Annotated in this window: 15 protein-coding genes and 1 pseudogene; 7 read left to right on the forward strand and 9 right to left on the reverse strand. The window is 45.6% G+C overall.

The genetic code is table 11. The features are described from left to right. Positions 1–60: 60 nt before the first annotated feature. The 3 genes from Q0C11_RS07535 (at position 61) to Q0C11_RS07545 (ending at position 3,371) form a co-directional block, all read left to right on the forward strand. Complete coding sequence (locus Q0C11_RS07535) at positions 61–288, forward strand: PP0621 family protein (RefSeq protein ID WP_293006949.1); 228 nt, start codon at positions 61–63, stop codon at positions 286–288. A gap of 76 nt (positions 289–364) precedes the next feature. Further along, the gene (locus Q0C11_RS07540) at positions 365–1,951 is read left to right on the forward strand and encodes an ATP-binding protein (RefSeq protein WP_293006950.1); all 1,587 of its coding nucleotides are present in this window, start codon (positions 365–367) and stop codon (positions 1,949–1,951) included. After that, positions 1,938–3,371: a sigma-54 dependent transcriptional regulator gene (locus tag Q0C11_RS07545; protein ID WP_293006951.1), complete on the forward strand. Its 1,434-nt coding sequence runs from the start codon at positions 1,938–1,940 to the stop codon at positions 3,369–3,371. Before Q0C11_RS07540 ends, Q0C11_RS07545 begins: the two co-directional genes overlap by 14 nt. Positions 3,372–3,551: 180 nt before the next feature. Here Q0C11_RS07545 and Q0C11_RS07550 read toward each other — a convergent pair whose 3' ends face one another. Then, positions 3,552–4,133 (reverse strand): DUF2780 domain-containing protein, encoded by a 582-nt coding sequence (locus Q0C11_RS07550; RefSeq protein WP_293006952.1) that lies wholly within the window; start codon positions 4,131–4,133, stop codon positions 3,552–3,554. A gap of 548 nt (positions 4,134–4,681) precedes the next feature. Between Q0C11_RS07550 and corA the strand changes: the two genes are divergently transcribed. Beyond that, positions 4,682–5,797, forward strand: coding sequence for a magnesium/cobalt transporter CorA (gene corA, locus Q0C11_RS07555; RefSeq protein ID WP_293006953.1), 1,116 nt, complete (start codon positions 4,682–4,684; stop codon positions 5,795–5,797). Positions 5,798–5,898: 101 nt separating this feature from the next. On the opposite strand, the gene Q0C11_RS07560 is transcribed toward corA, so the two are convergent. The 3 genes from Q0C11_RS07560 to pyrE all read right to left on the reverse strand — a co-directional run bounded on the left by Q0C11_RS07560 (position 5,899) and on the right by pyrE (position 11,318). Further along, positions 5,899–6,522: a PEP-CTERM sorting domain-containing protein gene (locus tag Q0C11_RS07560; RefSeq protein WP_293006954.1), complete on the reverse strand. Its 624-nt coding sequence runs from the start codon at positions 6,520–6,522 to the stop codon at positions 5,899–5,901. Between the two features lie 1,144 nt (positions 6,523–7,666). Continuing rightward, on the reverse strand, positions 7,667–10,645 hold the full coding sequence (locus Q0C11_RS07565; protein WP_293006955.1) for an SEFIR domain-containing protein: 2,979 nt from the start codon (positions 10,643–10,645) through the stop codon (positions 7,667–7,669). A gap of 25 nt (positions 10,646–10,670) precedes the next feature. Then, complete coding sequence (gene pyrE, locus Q0C11_RS07570; RefSeq protein WP_293006956.1) at positions 10,671–11,318, reverse strand: orotate phosphoribosyltransferase; 648 nt, start codon at positions 11,316–11,318, stop codon at positions 10,671–10,673. A gap of 28 nt (positions 11,319–11,346) precedes the next feature. Between pyrE and Q0C11_RS07575 the strand changes: the two genes are divergently transcribed. Genes Q0C11_RS07575 through zapE form a run of 3 tightly spaced genes read left to right on the forward strand, consistent with a single transcriptional unit; the run spans position 11,347 to position 14,672 of the window. Continuing rightward, positions 11,347–12,120: an exodeoxyribonuclease III gene (locus Q0C11_RS07575; protein ID WP_293006957.1), complete on the forward strand. Its 774-nt coding sequence runs from the start codon at positions 11,347–11,349 to the stop codon at positions 12,118–12,120. Further along, complete coding sequence (locus Q0C11_RS07580) at positions 12,117–13,493, forward strand: MFS transporter (protein WP_293006958.1); 1,377 nt, start codon at positions 12,117–12,119, stop codon at positions 13,491–13,493. The genes Q0C11_RS07575 and Q0C11_RS07580 overlap by 4 nt, the downstream gene beginning before the upstream one ends. Positions 13,494–13,502: 9 nt before the next feature. Beyond that, positions 13,503–14,672 (forward strand): cell division protein ZapE, encoded by a 1,170-nt coding sequence (gene zapE, locus Q0C11_RS07585; RefSeq protein WP_293006959.1) that lies wholly within the window; start codon positions 13,503–13,505, stop codon positions 14,670–14,672. A gap of 65 nt (positions 14,673–14,737) precedes the next feature. Here zapE and Q0C11_RS07590 read toward each other — a convergent pair. The 5 genes and pseudogenes from Q0C11_RS07590 to zwf form a co-directional block, all read right to left on the reverse strand. Next, positions 14,738–15,133: pseudogene (locus Q0C11_RS07590) on the reverse strand (hypothetical protein); the annotation flags it as partial. Between the two features lie 74 nt (positions 15,134–15,207). Further along, positions 15,208–16,554, reverse strand: coding sequence for a glycoside hydrolase 100 family protein (locus Q0C11_RS07595; RefSeq protein WP_293006960.1), 1,347 nt, complete (start codon positions 16,552–16,554; stop codon positions 15,208–15,210). Positions 16,555–16,738: 184 nt separating this feature from the next. Continuing rightward, positions 16,739–18,568: a transketolase gene (gene tkt, locus Q0C11_RS07600; protein ID WP_293006961.1), complete on the reverse strand. Its 1,830-nt coding sequence runs from the start codon at positions 18,566–18,568 to the stop codon at positions 16,739–16,741. Continuing rightward, entirely contained in the window at positions 18,565–19,668 is a 1,104-nt protein-coding gene (gene tal / locus Q0C11_RS07605) for a transaldolase (RefSeq protein ID WP_293006962.1), read from the reverse strand. The genes tkt and tal overlap by 4 nt, the downstream gene beginning before the upstream one ends. A gap of 99 nt (positions 19,669–19,767) precedes the next feature. Continuing rightward, a partial coding sequence (gene zwf, locus Q0C11_RS07610) for a glucose-6-phosphate dehydrogenase (protein WP_293006963.1) occupies positions 19,768–20,991 on the reverse strand: 1,224 nt, incomplete at its 5' end.

A 20,991-nucleotide genomic window follows, 5' to 3' on the forward strand; every position in this document is an offset into this window, starting at 1 on the left:
AATCCGAGTCGATTATATTAAGAATCTAATCGATATCATTCCATAGAAAACTGAAATAAAATGGGAAAATTATTCTTTTATATCCTAATTGCATTATTGATTTATTGGATCATTAAAAATCGGCACTCTAAAAAAGACTCCGATATATCTGATCTGGATTCGATTGAAGATACTGTGAGTTGTGTGCATTGTGGTGTTTACTTGCCTAAAAGCGAAGCTATCAATCACCAGGATAAATATTTCTGTTGCCAGGAACATTGCGACCAATTCTTAAGCTCTTCATCTTAAATTAATTATCGTGTCAACACCCACCTATATATCACAAACGAAACATTCAATTTCCTGGCCTTTCAATTCCAGACTCATGGGCGCTGACCACACCGGACAGCGCTGGCGTTCGCTCTATTATTTCAATATTTACCGCGTATTGCTTGGTGGCGCTCTGCTAATTAGTGTTTGGCAATTTAAGTTCACAAATTTTGGCTCGCACCACTACGTATTGTTTTTGTACGCGGGGATTGTCTATGTGATTTTCGGCTTAACATCTATCCTTCTGATTAAACTAAGAACCCCGAGTTTTAATTGGCAATTAACCATACAGGTGATTGGTGATATCGTTATTCTCACCGCCATGTTATATGCTAGTGGTGGTTTACAAAGCGGTTTGGGCGCGATACTGCTGATATCGCTCGCTGCTGCGGGATTAATCAGCCGCGGTCGTTTAGCGCTATTTTTTGCGTCTATTGCAACGATTAGCTTATTGTTGCAAGAAACTTATTCCTTGCTTACGATTAATTTTTATTCTGCCCAATACTCACAAGCCGGTATATTGAGCATGGCCTATTTTGCTGTCGCTTGGTTAGCACATCGCTTGGCTGAACATACTTTAGCGAGTGAGCAGCTAGCTAATGAACGCGGCATTGATCTGGCAAATATGTCACAAGTCAATCAATTAGTAATTCAGGATCTGCAAGAAGGTGTACTGGTAGTAGATAAACGAGGGATTATTCGGCAGCATAATAGCTACGCTGATAAGTTGCTAGATTTAAAACCATCTATGGGTAAAACAAAATTACTCAGGTTGTCCAATTATGCACCTGATATAGCTGACAAACTTACAAGTTGGCAGGGGGATAGTGGAATAAATTCTGAGTTGCTACGTTTAACGCATAGTAATGCATTAGTACGCATCCGATTTTTACCCATACAAGCTGATTTCCGCAATGGAGTTGTAATTTTCCTTGAAGATATGGGGCGCATACAGGCACAGTTGCAACAACTTAAACTGGCAGCAGTTGGGCGTTTAACGGTCAATATTGCGCATGAAATTCGTAACCCACTTTCTTCTATCAATCATGCAGCTGAACTTTTAGAAGAAGAACAGCAAGAAAATCATAAAGATCCTCGTTTAGTACGAATCATCTGTGATAACACCCGGAGATTAAACAAGATTGTACAGGATGTATTGCAACTGAACCGGCGTAACATTTCAAAACCGGACATCTTTGAGGTCAATGATTTTATTAAAAATTTTATCGAAGAGTTTTGTGATGCGGAAAAAATTGATAGAGATGCATTCATATTTCAGAACCTCCATAATTATTTAGTTAGTTTTGATCGTGACCACCTGAATCAGATACTCTGGAATTTGTGCAGAAATGCATGGCGACATTGCCGTAAGCAAACTGATAGTGTTTATATTGAATTGTCTACAACCAACGGAAATAATATTTGTCTCAATATCATTGACGATGGTCCAGGTGTGGATTCGCAGCAAGTAAAAGAAATATTTGAACCTTTTTTTACAACGGCGGCTGGCGGAACAGGATTGGGCCTATATGTGGCGCGCGAATTGTGCGAAACAAATCAGTCATCACTTGACTATATTGAAGGTTCTTCAGGTGGCCATTTCAGAATAATCTTTAGTCGCGTAAGCCATGCCGATAGATAACGAACGAATTGTTAACCTGCAAAAAAAAACTCTATCGCCCAGGATACTGGTTGTAGATGATGAGCCGGATATTATTGAATTGTTGGAACTAACGCTCGCGCGGATGGGAATGGAGGTTTCTAGTGCAACGTGTATTAGTGATGCCAAAGCACTGCTGCAATCACACCAATTTCAATTATGTTTGACCGACATGCGCTTACCGGATGGCAACGGATTGGAATTGGTCAAATATATCTCGCAGCACTGCGCAGATGTTCCTAGCGCTGTTATTACAGCATATGGTACGACAGAAAATGCAGTAGCTGCGCTAAAAGCAGGTGCTTTTGATTACTTACCTAAACCGGTCTCTTTGAAGCAATTACGTGATTTGGTCAAATCGGCTTTAAATCTGCCACCGATAAAGATTGAATCAGTAGAACGGAGTGAAACAAGTCAGCGTACTTTACTGGGTGAATCTGAATCGATGCATCAGTTACGTGCAACTATTGACAAGCTTTCGCGCAGCCAAGCATCGGTGTATATCAGTGGTGAATCTGGCAGCGGTAAAGAATTGGCTGCAAGGATGATTCATGAAAGAAGTGCCCGCCACAAGCAACCATTTGTTGCGGTCAACTGCGGTGCGATTCCGGATAATTTAATGGAAAGTGAATTCTTCGGCTATAAAAGAGGCGCTTTCACTGGTGCTGAAAAAGATCATGATGGATTTTTCCTGACTGCCAACGGCGGTACCTTGTTTCTTGATGAAGTCGCTGATTTGCCATTAACGATGCAAGTTAAATTGCTTAGGGTCATTCAGGAAAAACAAGTAAGAAGAATTGGTGATACACAAGAAAGAAATATTGATGTACGAATTATCAGTGCCACACACAAAAGACTAAGTCATTGCGTCGCAATCGGTCAGTTTCGGCAGGATTTGTATTATCGTTTGAATGTAATTGAATTAAATATGCCCGCATTACGCGAGATGCGCGAAGATATACCATTGATTACAAAAGTTATTCTTGAAAAACAGTGCCGCGAAGCCAAGCGACCTACTTGCCGCATTAAAAAAGATGCCATGGCAATGCTAAAAAACTATGATTTTCCAGGCAATGTTCGCGAACTTGAAAATGTGCTAGAACGCACGTTAGCGCTCTGTTCCGAAGTGGAAATAGGTGTAGATGAATTACAATTACCTAATCAAACGTTAGATGCTGCAGTCAAAGATACGACAGAGGTCACTCAAACCACTGTCAACATACTTCCGATAAATACGGATCAAAATCTACCGCTACAAGATTTTCTTGACAGACTGGAAAAAGATTCTATTGTCAAGGCACTGAATGAAAGCCGGTACAATCGCACTAAGGCAGCAAAAACACTGGGCATTACGGTGCGATCACTACGTTACCGAATGGAAAGATTGGGGTTAAATGTCTAAATAACTTGCTGACTTTAGCCAGTAGTTGTTTAGACACGAGATTTTTACAAATTCTGCATCCTGAAAAAATATCTTCTAAAAACAATTTATCATGTACATCAACGAATTCGATAAATTTGATGTACATGATACAGTTTGTTACTTTGATAGTTTCTTCAGTTATTATTTGTCAATTCCATCTCAACGTCCGGTCAAGGCCGATTGCAGCAAAGTAGCCGCAGCGGGTCCGCTAGCATTACTAACATAACTTGTGATAACGGGAATAAATTGCCCAACCATATCCGGAGAAAGATTCAATTGCTGAAATGATGCTGCAAGTGCAGTGGCATTACCCAGCGTATTATTGCTACCCCCCATCAGCGATGACAAATTACCAGATAGATTCGACATTGCTGGCGCAGCGCCTAACATGTTATCCATTCCCGGAATAGATCGGGATAATGTCGCAAATGCTTGCGGATCCATATTGCCTTGAGCCATCTGGAAGATGGCGCCAGCACCGCCTAGCGCCTGTTGCTGTGATACGCCAAGCCGGTGAGTCAAAATATCCACCAACCCAATTTGCGCCACTCCAGCTGGATTATTCGCTGCCGTCGCTCCGGCATTCAGTACTTGTCGACTGCTTTGCGCCGCGCCTTCGACCGTTGATAAGCTTTGGTCGATCGCCCCTAATGAATTAGTGCCGCCTGTATTAGTTGCACATCCGCTTGCAGATAAACATACTGCAATAGCGATTAAATAAGAATAATTGATCTTCTTCATGATAACCCCTTACAAAAAATGGAGAATATTAAACATCCAACAAATATTTTAAGTGACAGCATGCCATCAATAAACGTTCAATGCTACATAATACATGCATTGTCATAAATTCTTCATAATACAGTCATCAAATTTTCATACTCTTTGGTTATGCTCTCTCATATCATAAATAACTAAGGAGAAAAACAATGCACTGTTTAATTAAAGAGTGGCCAAATAAAATGGCAACGCTGATGACTGAAGATGGTGTCGTACTTTGGACATTTAGCGACGTTGAAGAAGCTCGCAAAGTATGGCAAGACTGGTGTTCACTTCAGAATGAAAAAAACTCTAGCCAAATCGGACGCCTTTGCAAATCAAACTTATCCGAGCATGTTCTCTGAGCGCTCAATCGCAATTTAGCAACGCCTACCTCTTTTCTGATTGTTCATTAATAATCAGATTCAATTTTTACTTGCCTGTACATTCCACGGCTTACTAGCAACTCTCCCACACTGTGGTTAAAATGCTTAAAATAAGCAACTACTTCATTTACTCAGGCAAGCTTAATGCATACAAAATTTTATTCGGAAATTCGGCCTCAACATAAGCAAACCGATCATGCCGCACAAAGCAGGGCGGCCGACAAATCTGGACTTCCTGCTGGAACATTGGTACACATCGGGGCAAAGCATCAATCGGAATGCAAAATTTCAGCGATACAATACAATGCCGAAACATTCATCCGTCATGAAATTTCTGCAATCTCAGATCTGCAACAGCTGCAAAATACCAAACTGATTACTTGGGTAAATATCGATGGACTAAGCAATATTGGTATTGTTGAGAGTATTGGTCATGAATTGAACATCCATCCTTTGGTATTAGAAGATATTTTAAGTACGCACCAACGCCCTAAGCTGGAGGAATATGAAGATTTTCTGTACCTGGTGATTAAAGGCATCAGCCTTGATCCGGATAAAATTTTTAGTCTACAGTACGAACAAATCAGTATCTTGTTATTAGCCAACTATGTTATTACTTTCAAAGAAAAACCTGATACTACATTTGATCCTGTCTATCACTATCTGCAAAATCGCAACGGTCGATTGCGACTAAATGGCAGTGATTATCTAGCATACGTTATTCTTGACACTGTCGTTGATGGGTATTTTGTAGTAGAAGACAGCTTGGACGATGTCATTGATTCACTGGAAGACAATATTTTGTTCAATTCTAATAAAGAAATGCTACAAACCATACAACAAATACGTCGCAGCCTGATTTCAATGAAACGTAATATTTCACCCTTACGTGAACTATTGGCGACAATTCAACGTATTGATACGCCGTTATTACAAGAAAAAACTTTGCGATATTTCGGTGATGTTTATGACCATGTGTTACGTGTTAACGATTCACTCGATTCCTATCGTGAAAGAATTTCGGCGATGCACGATATTTATCTTTCCAGTATCAGTAACAAAATGAATGAAACAATGAAAATTCTGACTATTTTTGCATCTATCTTCATACCATTGACTTTTATTGCGGGCATTTATGGGATGAACTTTGAATACATGCCGGAATTAAAATGGCGCTGGGCCTATCCTGCTCTATGGGTAATCTTTATTGTAATAAGCGTGAGCTTACTCATTTATTTTAAAAAGAAAAGATGGCTATAAAATAAAAAAGAGATTCAATCCCGAAGTTGAATTGAATCTCTATCAAGCGTTTCTTTTTAATAGAATTCTAAAAAGGAAACTAATTTATTAGTTATTTATTATTAGAATGATCTTTTCTGACTGCGCACTGAAAATCCAATTAGCCCTAAACCAATCATGAACATGGCATAAGTTTCCGGTTCTGGGACTGCACTGACACCGATAACAAAATCATCCCAATCACCCAGATATTTTTTGCCCGCGCTATCGTCGTATCCTATTACAAAATCATAGACAGTAGAGCCTACTTGCATATTTGTTCCAATCAGTCCTATCGAGGTATTTTTATCCCAAGGGCCTCCATTCACAGCAAATTTACCAACATTACCTTCAAACTTAAAGCTTAATGGGCCTGATATACTAACTATAGAACTAACGGAAGTTCCAATTGGGTCAGATTCAAGCAGTGCATTACCACCCAAAACATCATAAAACTTATTGTTATATCCAGATTCCTGACCCAGAAAAGTATAGGTTATCATCTGCGATCCCGGTCCCGCGAAGTCAAGATACCCGACGTTCAATGACGAACCGACAGGCAACGTGGCAAAGCCCCCGATATTAAATGCCTCAGTCCGAGTTGCTGTGTCGGTAGCCACAAACGACAATCCAGCACTAGCAGAACCGCTTGCGATCAACAACGCAGCTGCAATAATTGTTTGCTGCATTAAATATGTCTGACTCATTTGCATGCCTCTAAGAAATTAATAAAATAAAAGTAATTTGTATCAACCAAATCGTATCTGTGAAAATTCATCTCAAGATACATTCAATACCTGAATTCGCAACAGTTTCATGCTACCCGTTGGAGAACTTTAGCACCATAGTCAATTACTCCTTATTTTATAATGTGTTATTAGTACATCTCGCCTAATTTATTAGGCAAAGTGTCATACATCCCGAGCAAGCGCTAGCTCGAATTGAACTGGAGGCATATTGTCAGTAAGTCATGAAACCATCTATCAGCACAGCTACGCAGGCGAACGAACAAGTAGTGCGATCTGAGGAAGACTGAATAAGATCTTCTGCATGTGTTGTTTGAAGGGATAGAAACTTGTTATAGGTATTCGATAGGTTTTCTCCTCCATTGTTTGGTAATCATAAATATCAAGTTTAGCGCGACATCTGGATTGGGGAAGCTATTGACATATTGTGTGGTTTTCGTGCCTCCTTTCAATCCGATTGGTGGCAATAGCATACGACACAGCTGTACAGGATAGTTTCAGCACTAGTGATAATAACGCCGTTTGTATTCAGGTAGAGATTTTTGCGAAAGGGTATTTTATGACTCGTAACACATTGTGTTAACTTAATAAAAATTACAGAATTAGGATATTGCAACGATCTCAGGTAATGTTCCCCCGCTACTTGGATAACGTTTGCCCCACTTCTAACGTGCGGTCAATGGAACACAGATCATTCTACCGGGGAAAACATTAAAACGAGATACGCGTTATCAAAGAGACAAAAAAAGCAAACAATGCAGAAGGCGCGCAGCGATTAAACCCATTATCAGTCACCTGAAATCGGATTACCGAATAGCCAGAAATTTTACCTAAAGAACATACTTGGCGATCACATCAACCTGTTGATGACCGCTGCTGCTTAGAACATGAAACAATGGCTACTGGCCATTGTTTGGCTCTTTTCTCCGTGAAAAAAATGCAGACTGCTTGAGTTCTTGAAGGGAAACTCAAATCATCAAGCGCTATATCTTTATAGATACTCATTTTTCCCGACAGCTTGCCTGGAATAATTTTTATTCGATATTTTCAGAGTCGACTAGTTAGACTTAAAACCACATAACAAAAAATAATACTGAGGAACAAATCAATCTAACAATGCTTGTTTCGCATCGTCGAGTTCTTTGTCGCGGCGATGGTAGCCACAGGTGTTGATTAGTTTTTCTGCAGCTTCCAGATCCGCTCTTGGCGACTTCCACGGATAATCCAGGCTGCCGTCCAAAGTTCGAAATTTTCCAAACAATCTCGCCCGATACAAATGAATATCCGCCATATGAAGCTTCATCGAGCTACGCTCGGCGATTTCCCAAGCTTCATCGAGGTCGGTTTGTGCACTGTCGGTGCCGGTACGCTTGCCTTCTATAAACCTTAGCCAAGCACGGATGAGAAGTCCCCTAGGCAGATGCCCCATTATGCCAGCGCGACGAAAACCATTAACGGTTTGCTCTACCTGTAATTGTGCACGTCGGGTGTCAGATTTTGCCAAAATCGCCTCGTAGAGCAAGGCGCTGCTTAACGTGAAGCGCTCCAGAGCAAGATCGATAAGATCATCGTCGTGTTCAAATATTCTTTCTGCGCTTTGTTGTGAAGATGTGGTACAAATTTCTAACAACTTCTTGTGCTCCAATTCTTGCAAGCAATATGAAGAAAATATTGCTTGCCACGCGGCACGTTCAGAAGCAGCAAGTTGTAAGTTCCAATATTGAAAACTCGCCAGACCGTAAAACAGCCGACTGTCCATATAATCAGGCTCTATTTTCTCGATCTCACTGAATAAATCCTTCGCTTCAGTCAACCTACCTGCCTGGTGCAAGGCATCAGCATGTTGAAATCGTTTGCTAATCCTCTCATGTGCGACACCACTACGATCCGCATAAATAACCGACTGTTCAGCGGCATCGACGGCCCCAATCACATTCCCCAAATACAGCTTCAAGTCACTCTGGTTTCTAAAAATAATGGCAGCGCCAGTCAAATCCTTTTCCTTCAACATATCAATCGCTAACTGCATTGGTTCCAGAGATTCGTTTAATCTACCTAGAGCTCCAAGATAGAAGCTAGCTTCGCTATATAGAAAAATATGTAAATTTTCTGAAAGTATGGATGAAATGGACTTCCAAGGCTGATCAAAAAAACAAGCAACCGCTCCTAAATTAGATGCCATTGCTCCGAGTTTTCGTGAACTATAGTAGTCTTTATGTTGCAAAATGCGCCCCAAATAAATTTCGCAACATGCTTCCGACTGCAATCCCGCCTGGCAGCCGTGGATCACGGCTTGGTAGAGCGGTTGGAGGTCTTCGAGCGTGGGCTGACTACCTTCATGCGTGGTTGCACATAGATACTCATAGAGCCGACGATGGGCCGTGCGCCACGCATTCGGTTGTTGCGCACGCAGTTGCCGCGAAAAGTATTCTCGCAGCAGTGGATGCGCATCGAGCGAAACAAGTGTGCCTGCAGCGTCCCGGTTCACCGTAAGTAATTGCGCGGATTCGAGGCCACTAAGGCAAAACTCCCAATCCTCATCGGCCAGCTCGGTGAGTGGATCAGTGATTCCGAGGATAGTTTCACTCCGCAGAGCCGCAAGGCAGCCGGCGTCTGCGGGCCGATCAAACAATCCCATAAGCCGCAGCACAGCTACTTCGCGCTGTCCTTCGTCGCCGCCGTTCAACAGCCACTTTTCGTAGGCCGCCATAGTGCGAAAAGCGTGCCCTCCACTGATCTTCTCGTCAGCTTTCTCAAACCTTACACGATCGCACTGGCGAATATCGCCATTAAAGGCGCGTTTCAGAAATCCTCCGAGCAAGGTCAGCGTGAGTGCATGTCCTTTCACGTCATCAACCAATTTTTCTAATTCTTGCGCCATACCGCGCACACCGAGTGTTTTTAGTAGAAATACACCGGCGTCGAGCGACAAAGGCCACAGCGTTACTTCAACCACAGTCTTATTCTGAAACGCCCGTAAATCTGGCAATGAATACCGGGTGGTAATCACACATAAACCGTGACTGTTTTGCGCTAGCCCTTTGAGCAGCGCAGAGATACCCTGATCCTTCAGTTCGCCCGGTGTAGGCGAAGTGGGTGCATATTGGAGTGGCTCGAGACCGTCCAGAACGAGCAGGCTGCGTTGCTGCCCTACAATGCGTGCAAGGTGCCGGCCTTTCTCGTATGCTCCGGCAGCACTGGCGGCAAATTCTTTGTCTGCAGCATTACCGAAAAAGCTAATTGCTTCCTTCAGAAATAAGTCGGAGGAAATCACCAGTTGTTCACTCGTACCCTGATTATAGAACGACCACGCAAAAGCGGCATCGCAACCGGGCCAATCTTTGGCAAGCATTTCATCCACAATCCATTTGGCCACTAGGGAAGTCTTTCCCTCGCCGCCAAAAGCAACAAATGTGAGAATGCGGGAGCGCTCCTTTTCCACACGCACGACTTTATCCCAGGCGTCGCTGAGAAATGCGATTTCATCTTCGCGGCCAATTAATTGAGTAGGTGCAGATTTTAAAATGCGGGAGATGTCAAAATTTTGTTCCGCACTGGAAATAGTATCGTCAAAAGCCATCCTACTTCCCGAAGCACGGCGTTTCAATTTGAGGCTGCCGATAGGCCTAGGTTCCACGCCTGCTTGACCAAGCAAAGAATCGTAAAGGCATTGGTAGTTTTCCTCAGATACAAGGGAATAGTAAGTACGAGATCGCAATGGCTCCGGAATCCATCTTTCTTCAGCATCAGAGAGAATAATTGGCACAAACTTTGACGTCCGGCTACGGCTATCGTAAATCTCTTGCGCAATAAGTGCACCCTCCCAGTCAGCACCTTTGCCTTTACCAGCGATTTCGTGACCACGAAACCTCTGATAATAGATTTCCGTACAAATAACGAGTACGGTATCTGCGACATCGAGTTGATCTAGCATCCATCGCGGCCAACCTTGCCCCGGTGATCCATTCACATATTGATCGAAAAGCATCTCAAAGCCCTTATCTCGCAATGCCCAAGCCAGTTGGAGCACACGATCACTGTGCTCCGGCGAATCATGGCTGTAACTGATGAATACTTTTTTCATGAGGACTGAATGCAAGATCGGCCTGCTAGTAGTTCACCCCATACTGCTCTCGATACTGCTGCACCAGCAGCAAATGCTGCGCAAGCTCTGGCTGATGCTGCAAAAACTCCACCAGATCGTCCAGATTGATAATTGAAGTCACAGTAAGGCCATGCATTTGCTGCACTTCCTGCACTGCCGATAACTGGTCGCCACCCCGCTCCATGCGATCCACGGCGATGACGACACCGCTTGGTGTTGCACCCAAGGCTTTGATTAAATCGACCGATTCGCGCACCGAGGTGCCCGCAGAAATGACGTCATCGACGATCAATACGCGCCCCGCCATCGAAGCGCCAACCAATACGCCGCCTTCACCGTGATCCTTAGCTTCCTTGCGGTTGAAACAGAATGGATAGTTATGCCCCATCTCAGCCAGCGCGATGACAATTGCACTAACCAATGGGATGCCTTTATAGGCCGGACCAAACAACAGATCAAACGGAAGCTCTGCAGCAACAATCGCTTTGGCGTAAAATTGCCCAAGTTTGCGCAGTGCATCGCCATCATTAAATAATCCCGCATTAAAAAAATACGGTGACATGCGCCCGGCTTTGGTTTTAAATTCACCAAAACATAAAACATTACGCACGATGGCAAATTGAATAAAGGCTTGCCGGAAATCATCGGACATAACTTGACCAACCCATAAATATTGATAGATGCAAATTATAACGCTTAACTTAAATGGTATTCGTGCAGCCGTAAAAAAAGGCTTTCTTGAATGGCTCGCGGCACAACCCGCAGATATCGTTTGCGTACAAGAATTAAAGGCGCAATTGCCCGATCTCTCCGCCGCGATACAATCACCGGATGGCTATCACGGCTATTTCCATTGTGCCGAACAGAAAGGCTATAGTGGTGTCGGCATATATTCCCGCAAAAAACCGGATCAAGTCATCGAAGGCATCGGTATTGCCGATATCGATGCCGAAGGCCGCTTTCTGCAAGCGGATTATGGCAATTTAAGCATCGTTTCAATTTATCTACCATCTGGTTCCAGCGGTGAACATCGGCAGGCTGCAAAGTTTTATTTCATGGAAAAATTTTTTCCGGTATTGCAGAACCTAAAGGCTAGTAATAGAGAAATCATTTTATGCGGCGATTGGAACATTGCACACAAGGAAATCGACCTTAAAAATTGGCGCTCCAATCAGAAAAATTCCGGTTTCCTGCCTGAAGAACGCGATTGGTTGTCCAATGTATTTGGAAATTTCGGTTTTATCGATGTATTTCGCCAGCTGAACACCGAACCGGATCATTACACCTGGTGGTCGAATCGTGGACAAGCCTGGGCGAAAAACGTCGGTTGGCGCATCGACTACCAAATCGCCACGCCTGCTATCGCACAACAAGCACGAACTACTTCAATTTATAAAGATGAGCGTTTTTCCGATCATGCGCCACTGATCATCGACTACGATCACGAATTATGACATCGGCGGCATTATCCAGTTGGTTGCAGGCACTGCGGGTATATACTCACCCCCGCGTACTCGGCATGCTGTCCCTGGGATTTTCCGCCGGATTGCCGTTGCTGTTGATCATGGGTACGTTGTCATTCTGGCTGCGGGAGGCTGGTATCGACCGCACTACAATCGGCCATCTGAGCTGGATCGGTTTGGCCTACAGCTTTAAGTGGCTATGGTCGCCACTGGTTGATCGAATGTCACTGCCACTGCTGACGCGATGGCTGGGTCGCCGCCGCGCCTGGTTGTTGCTGTCGCAGATCACCATTGCCGTGGCACTGACGGGCATGGCACTCACCGATCCTGTTATGAATCTGACACATCTAGTGTTTTTCGCACTGGCCGTGGCATTCGCATCCGCCACGCAAGACATCGCGCTCGACGCTTATCGCATCGAAGCCGTTGCGGCAGAATTGCAGGGCGCAATGGCTGCCACGTATCAGGCCGGTTATCGCGTCGCGATGATCCTGGCCTCAGCTGGCGTGTTATGGATTGCTGCGGCGGTTGATGTCACCGCAGATACCTACGACCACGCGCCGTGGCGTTTCGCTTATTTGATCATGGCCGCCAGCATGGTCGTCGGCATTATCAGTACATTTATCATTCGCGAACCGGATGTTCCCTACAGCCGATTAATCTCAGAAAACGAAAAAATCGCACAACAAGCCATTGCAACGTGGCATCTTCATCCCCGCATCGGCAACTTGCTAGTTTGGCTTTATGGCGCATTAATTGCACCATTCCGCGACTTTATTATGCGACATGGCCGGCAGGCATTGCTGATCCTAGGTCTGATTGCCATCTACCGTATCTCCGATGTTGTGATGGGCGTAATGAGCAACCCCTTCTATGTCGACATGGGCTATAGCAAAGAAGAAGTTGCTACGATTTCAAAAGTGTATGGCGTCATCATGACGATCGTAGGCGCAGCGATCGGAGGCGTGCTGACAGTCAAAATCGGCATCATGCGCACGCTGTTTCTAGGGGCGGTGCTGTCTGCCGCGACCAATCTATTGTTTGTCTGGCTGGCAGGACGGGGGCATGACGTCAGTGGGTTAATTTTTACCATTTCAGCAGATAATCTTTCTGCTGGTATCGCTTCTTGCGCTTTTATCGCTTATTTATCCGGGCTAACCAACTCGGCATACTCAGCCACTCAGTATGCATTATTCAGCTCAGTGATGCTGCTGCTGCCCAAATTCATCGCCGGTTTCAGCGGACAATTTGTCGATGCATACGGTTATGAAAATTTCTTTGTAGCAACCGCTATACTCGGTTTGCCTGTTTTGATTCTGGTGTGGCTCGCCGGACAGGCTAAGTTTACGCATTCGTCCAAATAATTAACTCTCATGCAGACAAATCCTGAAACCGAATACCAAGCGCTGATCAGTGCCGGCGAGCTAAAGCCGGATGCCGATCAAGCTAAAGCCGTTGTCGCTCTGGAGCGATTACATGGTGAATTGCTTAATGCCCGCACGACCGGAAAGAAATGGCCTACTCGATTGTTTCTCTGGCTCGGCAGTAATAAATCGGCTCCCAAAGGCATTTATCTCTATGGTGGTGTAGGGCGCGGCAAATCCATGCTGATGGATTTATTTTACAAGACGACTCCAATCGAATCAAAGAAACGCGTTCATTTCCATGAATTCATGCTGGATATTCATGCCCGACTCAAAAAATGGCACGAATTCTCAGTACAGGAACGTGCACAACAGGGCTCGCGCTCCAGCGATGCAGACCCGATTCCCTCAATCGCACGAAAAATAGCCGATACCACAATGCTATTATGTTTTGACGAATTCCAGGTTACCGATATCGCCGATGCGATGGTGCTGACCCGGCTTTTCAATGAACTGTTTGCGCAAGGTGTCGTGGTAGTCACCACCTCTAATCGTTCACCCGACGATCTCTACAAAAACGGTTTGAATCGCCAGCGTTTTCTGCCATTCATTCAACAGATAAAAGATAAGCTTGAGATTATTTCACTGGAAAGCCCAATTGACTATCGCTACAACCGCTTGAAAGGTGCACAGACTTACTATTTCCCGGTTAACGAAGAAACCACGACCGAGCTGTCGGCTACATTTTTTCGCCTTACCGACCGCCGTGTAGAAGACCGGCACAAGGTCCCCAGCGAAGAATTAAACGTGCAGGGCCGAATGTTGTTCGTTCCTAAAGCAGCACGAGGCGTCGCCGTTTTTTCATTTTGGCGCCTATGCGCCAATCCTCTTGGTACCGCAGATTATCTCGCCATTGCCAGAACCTATCATACCGTCATTATGGTTGCGATCCCGCAATTCAATCAAGAAAACAGCAACGAAGCCAAGCGTTTCATCCATTTGATCGATGCGCTATATGAACATGGCGTGAAATTTTTTTGTTCAGCCGCCGTCCCCCTACAATCACTGTATGCCGGAGGAAATATCAGTTTTGAATTTGAACGTACGATTTCACGCCTGGTGGAAATGCAATCGGAAAATTATCTGGCAAGAGGCCATGGCAAAAACTTGCATAGCTAAATAGTCGCCCCTGAAAAGTATCAAACTGAATCGGCCCGGTAGTTCTGGAGACTTTTTTGTTTGAGTCAGGCTGCATCAACTGACCCTTTTAATTGGCGATAATTTGCCATTTCAAATTCTGCCGGTGGAATATTTCAATCGGTTCCAGTAACCGGCGATTGTTGAACCAGTCAACCCACTCCAGGTCGACAAATTCCACTTCATCAATATTGCGCCAGGGAGCTCGATGCCGTATGACTTCTGTCTTGTATAATCCGTTAATCTCTACTGGGTCTAATTCCCCGCTGCTTGCAGCGAACAATTGAAATTATATCTCTGTTGATACCCCGTAGCTTGCTGCGGGGTTATTCATTTGTTTCCGGCCAGCGCTTGTCAGAAGAATCGCCGACGCTGCCGACAGAAGCTTCAATATTGGCTTCTGCCAGGCGCTCTGTATAGCGAATCGACAGATATTGGCAGCCATGAATGTTTTGGATAAATTTGCCAGACTTGTCAAATTTTGGGATTCTTCCGCGGGATCCCTGTTGATCTGTGATTAAAATTCAAACAAATCCAGATGTCTTGGTTGTTCGAGTAATTGATAAGCAGCCAAAAAACCTGCTACCGACCAGGTCTGGAAGCGCCGGGCCTCCTTTCCGACCAATTGGCCGTAGTGTCCATCGAAGTATTCGGGCCAACATTCGCTTTCTAACCGGCTTGCGGCGGATTCTAATGCACGTATGGCTAGCGCTGGATGCCCCGATTTTTGCGCCGCCGCCGCTAGCAACCATATCAGGAAGGGCCAATTACCCCCATTATGATATGACCAGGCAGAATTTTTCGGATCAGCGCCTGTTACGATTTCCCAATCATGACCTTCCAATGCGGGAAAGCAGAGTTTAACAGGCATCTGCCCAATCAGATCATGCCAACGTTGCTCAATCAATGTCATGATTTTGTGTGACTGATCCTGCGTAGCCAGAGACGAAATGATTGCCAACAAGTTGCCTTGAGCAAAATAACGAAAGTCCATACGTCCAGGGCTTACGTTGCCGATAAAATAACCACCTTCTGCGGGTAGCCAGTCTATCAATGCTGACTTAATCGTACTGGGTTGAATATTGAAAGCATTGATGACCTGATTGCCGTACCCCTCAACTTTGTATCGGTAAATCGTATTAAGTCGGGCAAAATCAAGCCAATAATACTGCTGCAAATGGTCGCTTAAATGGGTTAATCGTTCTGTAATTGAACGGTGATAGTAATCGTCCGTAGTCAGAAGTTCTCGGGCTGCGGACAAAGCGGCAAAGAGTAAAGATTGGATGTCAAAGGGATAGCCGTAAACGCCCATGCGGCGATCGATCATGTAGGCGCCATCAGTGACAAGTAAAGTCGGACGCATGTCAAAATTCTGTTCTAGAAAAAGTTCTAATATCAATTTTATGGCTTGCTGAAATTCCGGTTGTTTTATCAGTGTAGTATCTCCGGTGGCGCGGACATAAGCGCGCAGCACAATCAACCACCAAAGTCCTGAGTCGACCGGCGACACGCGTGCAATTGATTTTTCACCAAAATCTGCCTCAAGTTGAGCAATACCATCGGTCTTAACCACCTTAAAACTGCCGGGCATCAAACCCTTGCCGACCATTAGGCAATTCATATATTTTACTTTCCCCTGCAACTCGACCATGATAGTGAGGAAATTACGTACTATTTCACTATCGCCCCGCATCAGGAAAGCCAATGCAGAAACTGCAAAATCACGTACGAAACAATGGTCATAGTTCAGAATATCGTTACCCGGATCACGTGCCGCTACGGTTCCCACAGGCTGGCCTTTGTAATCGATCACTGATTTATATAATTCACACCATGCGGTATCGATCAATTTTTCATCGACCATGCCTATTTATTTTCCTTCTTGTAATAAATGCCAAAAGAAATTACATCATTCGATTGCAGTTACTATTTGTACAGCGCAGGGTACTTGCCATCCTTAATTTATTATGGAGCATGGCGCGGATAATCCGTATCGATCCAGGCCAATGATACTTCCGCCAAAGCCAGCATAGCGTTCCCAGCCAAAACTAGAGGCCGCCTCGACAGAAACACGCACGTTTTACCCCTTCTTCCTTCAGTTGCTCATACGCTGAAACGTACAATGCAACCTCGCTTCCCGTTCCTAACAACAATACATCAGGTTTATGATCTAGGCTATCGGCGAGTACGTAGCCACCGCGCGCTACGCCACTTGCTGGTGCATAGCGGGTACGATCCAGCGTTACCAATGCCTGGCGTGACAACACTAAACAAACTGGACAATCTTTGAGCTGCATAATCACTCGCCATGCCTCGACGACCTCGTTTGCATCCGCCGGACGTAATACGATCATATCGGGCATCGCGCGCAAGGACGCAAGTTGCTCAACAGGTTGGTGCGTGGGGCCATCCTCGCCCAAATTAATTGAATCGTGCGTCCAGATCGAAATGACCGGGAGTTTCATCATAGCACTGAGCCGCAGCGCACCACGGCAATAGTCTGTAAAAACCAAGAAGCTCGCCGAATAAGGACGTAATCTCGACAGACTGAGTCCGTTACTAATGGCGCCCATTGCATGCTCTCTTACGCCGTAATGCAAATTGCGTCCATGATAATTTCCTGCTTTATCCGGCGACTGAAAATCACCTGCATGTTCGAAGTTCAAGTAGGTTTTGGTCGATGGCGCCAGATCGGCTGCGCCACCAATCAGCCAAGGCATTTTTTCTGCGATGGCATTCAGAACTTTTCCAGATACCTCGCGTGTCGCCATACCTTTTGCATCGGCTGGAAAAAATGGTAGTGTGCTGTCCCAGCCTTCTGGCAAGTCACGGCGCTGCATGAGATCGATTTGTTCGGCAAGCGCCGGGTACTTCTTGCGATAAGCTGAGAATTGTGTCTCCCAAGCAATGCGAAGGTTTGCACCACGACGGGCAAATTGTTTCTGAAAATGTTCTACAACACCATCCGGAACATAGAACTTAGCATCAGGATCCCAACCGTAGAACGTTTTGGTAAGCCGTACTTCTTCCGCGCCTAGCGCTTCACCATGCGCTTCTTTGCTGTCTTGTTTATTCGGTGCACCGTAGCCAATGTAGCTTTGTACAATAATGAGCGTAGGGCGATCATGGGTATCGATAAACGTATCGTAGCCATGTGTCAGCAAATCCAGATCGTTGGCATCAGCCACGCGCGTGACATGCCAGCCGTAGCTGAGAAAGCGCGCTGCTACGTCTTCAGTGAAAGCGATATGAGTCGAACCTTCGATACTGATGTGATTTTGGTCATAAACCCAACACAAATTAGCCAGTTGAAGATGGCCCGCCAACGACGCCGCTTCACTACTAATTCCCTCCATCATGTCGCCGTCACCGCATAAGGCATACACATTATGCTCGAATAAATTAAAACCAGGCCGGTTGTAGGTAGCCGCCATCCAACGCTCGGCAATGGCCATGCCGACGCTGGTTGCCGCTCCTTGCCCAAGCGGCCCGGTAGTGGTTTCCACGCCTGAAGTCCAGCCATACTCGGGATGACCGGTGCAACGACTGCCAGCCTGACGAAAGTGCTTGATATCGTCCAGTGTCACCGCCAGACCATTCCGATCATCGCTTGAGGGAGCCGCTTTAACGCCGGACAAAAAAAGCAAGCTGTACAACAACATTGAGGCATGCCCGGACGATAATACAAAACGATCCCGATTTATCCAGATAGGGTTCTCTGGATCGTAACGCAAAAAGCGCTGCCACAAACAATAGGCGAGCGGTGCAGCGCCCATCGGCGTACCGGGATGTCCGGACTGTGCTTGTTGTACGGCGTCAATAGAAAGTGTGCGCAGGGTATTGATGCACAGCTGATCAAGTTGTGTTGTGCTTGTCATAGTCTGGCTGCCCCGATATGCGACTTCATCAGTTCGGTACTTTTTGATGCAATGCACTCCATCAGATCTTTCCATGATTTTGTAAAAGATTGCGCACCTTCGTGTTGAAGTTGAGCGGCGAGGGCTGCATCGTCTACACCTGCGCGTACAAATTCGGCGATTATCACCTCGGCATTACCACCATCCTGCGGTAAAGCGTTTTTAATTACGCCGTGTTCGGCCAAGGCAAGCAATGTTTTTTCGGGCATTGTGTTAATGGTGTTCGGTGCGGCAAGTGTTTCTAAGTATAGTGTATCTGGCGCATTGGGATCTTTGGTGCCAGTGCTGGCCCATAATAGACGCTGCGGTCTTGCACCGGCATCAGCCAGTTTACTCCAGCGTGACGAAGCCAACAGCTCGCAGTAGGCTTTATAGGCCCGCTGGGCGATGGCAACGCCGAGACGATTATGCAGCACTTCTGGCACTTTATCCTTGATCGCAACATCCCAACGGCTGACAAAAATCGATGCCACTGATGCCACCTTGGGGTCAAGACCCGCGTCAATGCGTCGATCAATACCACTCATATAAGCTTCAGCTGCAGCGATATAATGTTCGCGGGAAAATAGCAAGGTAACATTTACCGGCACACCAGCAAAAATTGTTTCTTCAATTGCAGCGATACCTGCTTTAGTACCGGGTATCTTGATAAAAAGATTCGGACGTTGCGCTTGGGCATAAAGTTGTTTTGCCGCTTGAACAGTGCCCACCGTATCGTTTGCTAGTAGAGGGGATACTTCCAGTGATACCCAACCGTCAACACCATCTGTGGCGACATAGGTCGAATGGAATAGATCAGCTGCTTGTGTCAGATCTTCCAATGCCAGCTCAAAAAAAAGCGCTTCATTCGATTTGCCGGAAAGAGCTTTCTCGCGGATAGCGACGTCGTAGGCATCTGCATTTCTGATGGCATGATCAAAAATTGTCGGGTTGGAAGTGAGTCCTGTAATGGAGAGTTCTCTGATATAACGGTCTAGCGTGCCACTCGTCAGTAGATCGCGTGTAATGTTGTCAAGCCAGAGGCTTTGCCCAAGGTCATGCAACTGTTGGGTGGTTTTCATAATAAATCCTATTCAATTTTAGCTGACTTCATAGAAGCCGGCACAAGTAGGAAATATAATCTTAATGAATCAAGCCATTGATATGTCAAACCAGCAGAATCATGCGCCCACCTGGCCGGGACGTGGATTGTGCCATTTTCCGTGCGGCTCGATCAGCCGGTCAGCTGCCGTTGGTCCCCAGGTATAAGGCTGGTAAAGATGAACCGGGTGATACGATTGAAGAACGGGGTCAATAACCGCCCAAGCCGCTTCAACTGCTTCTTTCTGCGCGAATAGTGCGCCTTCACCCACCATGGCATCGCTTAACAATCGTTCGTAAGGGGTTTCGGTTTCCCGCTTTATGATTCGCTCACCTCCCAAATAAAGCTCATACTGATCACCAACAAATTCTTTTCCTTCCCGTTTAACACGTGCAGCAAGCGCGATAGCAGAATTAGGAGCAAGCCAGAAACGCAGATAATTAGCACCGCCATTAATTGGCTGTGAATCGGCGAACAATTTAGACGGCGGTGGCTTTAATTGAATCAACACTTCAGCAGCACCTTCACGCATAAATTTTCCGGAACGTAAGTACCAAGGTACCCCCGACCAACGCCAGGAATCAATGAACAACCGTAACGCACAATACGTTTCCACATCGGAATCCTTCGCCACCCCCGGTTCCTCCCGATAACCGATATACTGACCGCGCACCAGGTTGTCTGGTTCCAATAAACACATGGCTCGGAACACTTCCACTTTCTGGGTATGTACGGCGGTATAGCCCCGATAAGAAGGGGGCTCCATAGCAAGCAGCGCAACGATCTGGAACAGATGATTCTGAACCACATCACGTAAACATCCAGTGGCTTCATAAAATGCACCGCGTTCATTGATACCGAAATCTTCAGACAGGGTTATCTGGACGCTGTCTACATAGTTACGGTTCCAGATCGGCTCCAGAAAAGAATTGGCAAAACGAAAATAAAGAATATTCATAATCGCCTCTTTTCCGAGAAAGTGATCAATACGAAAGATCGATTCTTCCGGAAACACTGATTGCAAGGTGCAATTGAGTTCTCGCGCAGACGCTAGATCGTGGCCAAATGGTTTTTCGACAATGACGCGCGCGGTTTCCGTGCAACCGGATTTCGCCAGCCCCTGCACAACCGTTTCGAACATGTTGGCAGGGATGGCAAGGTAGTATAGCGGCCGCTTGACACCATTGAGGGCTTGTTTCAACTGCCCAAACGTTGCCAGATCCTGATAGTCGCCATCTACGTATTGGAGTTGTGCAGACAGTTTGGCGAACGCATCTGCATCAATGCCACCATTGTGCTCTAA

Origin of the sequence: Nitrosomonas sp. (genome assembly GCF_022842015.1) — a bacterium.
GTDB lineage: Bacteria > Pseudomonadota > Gammaproteobacteria > Burkholderiales > Nitrosomonadaceae > Nitrosomonas.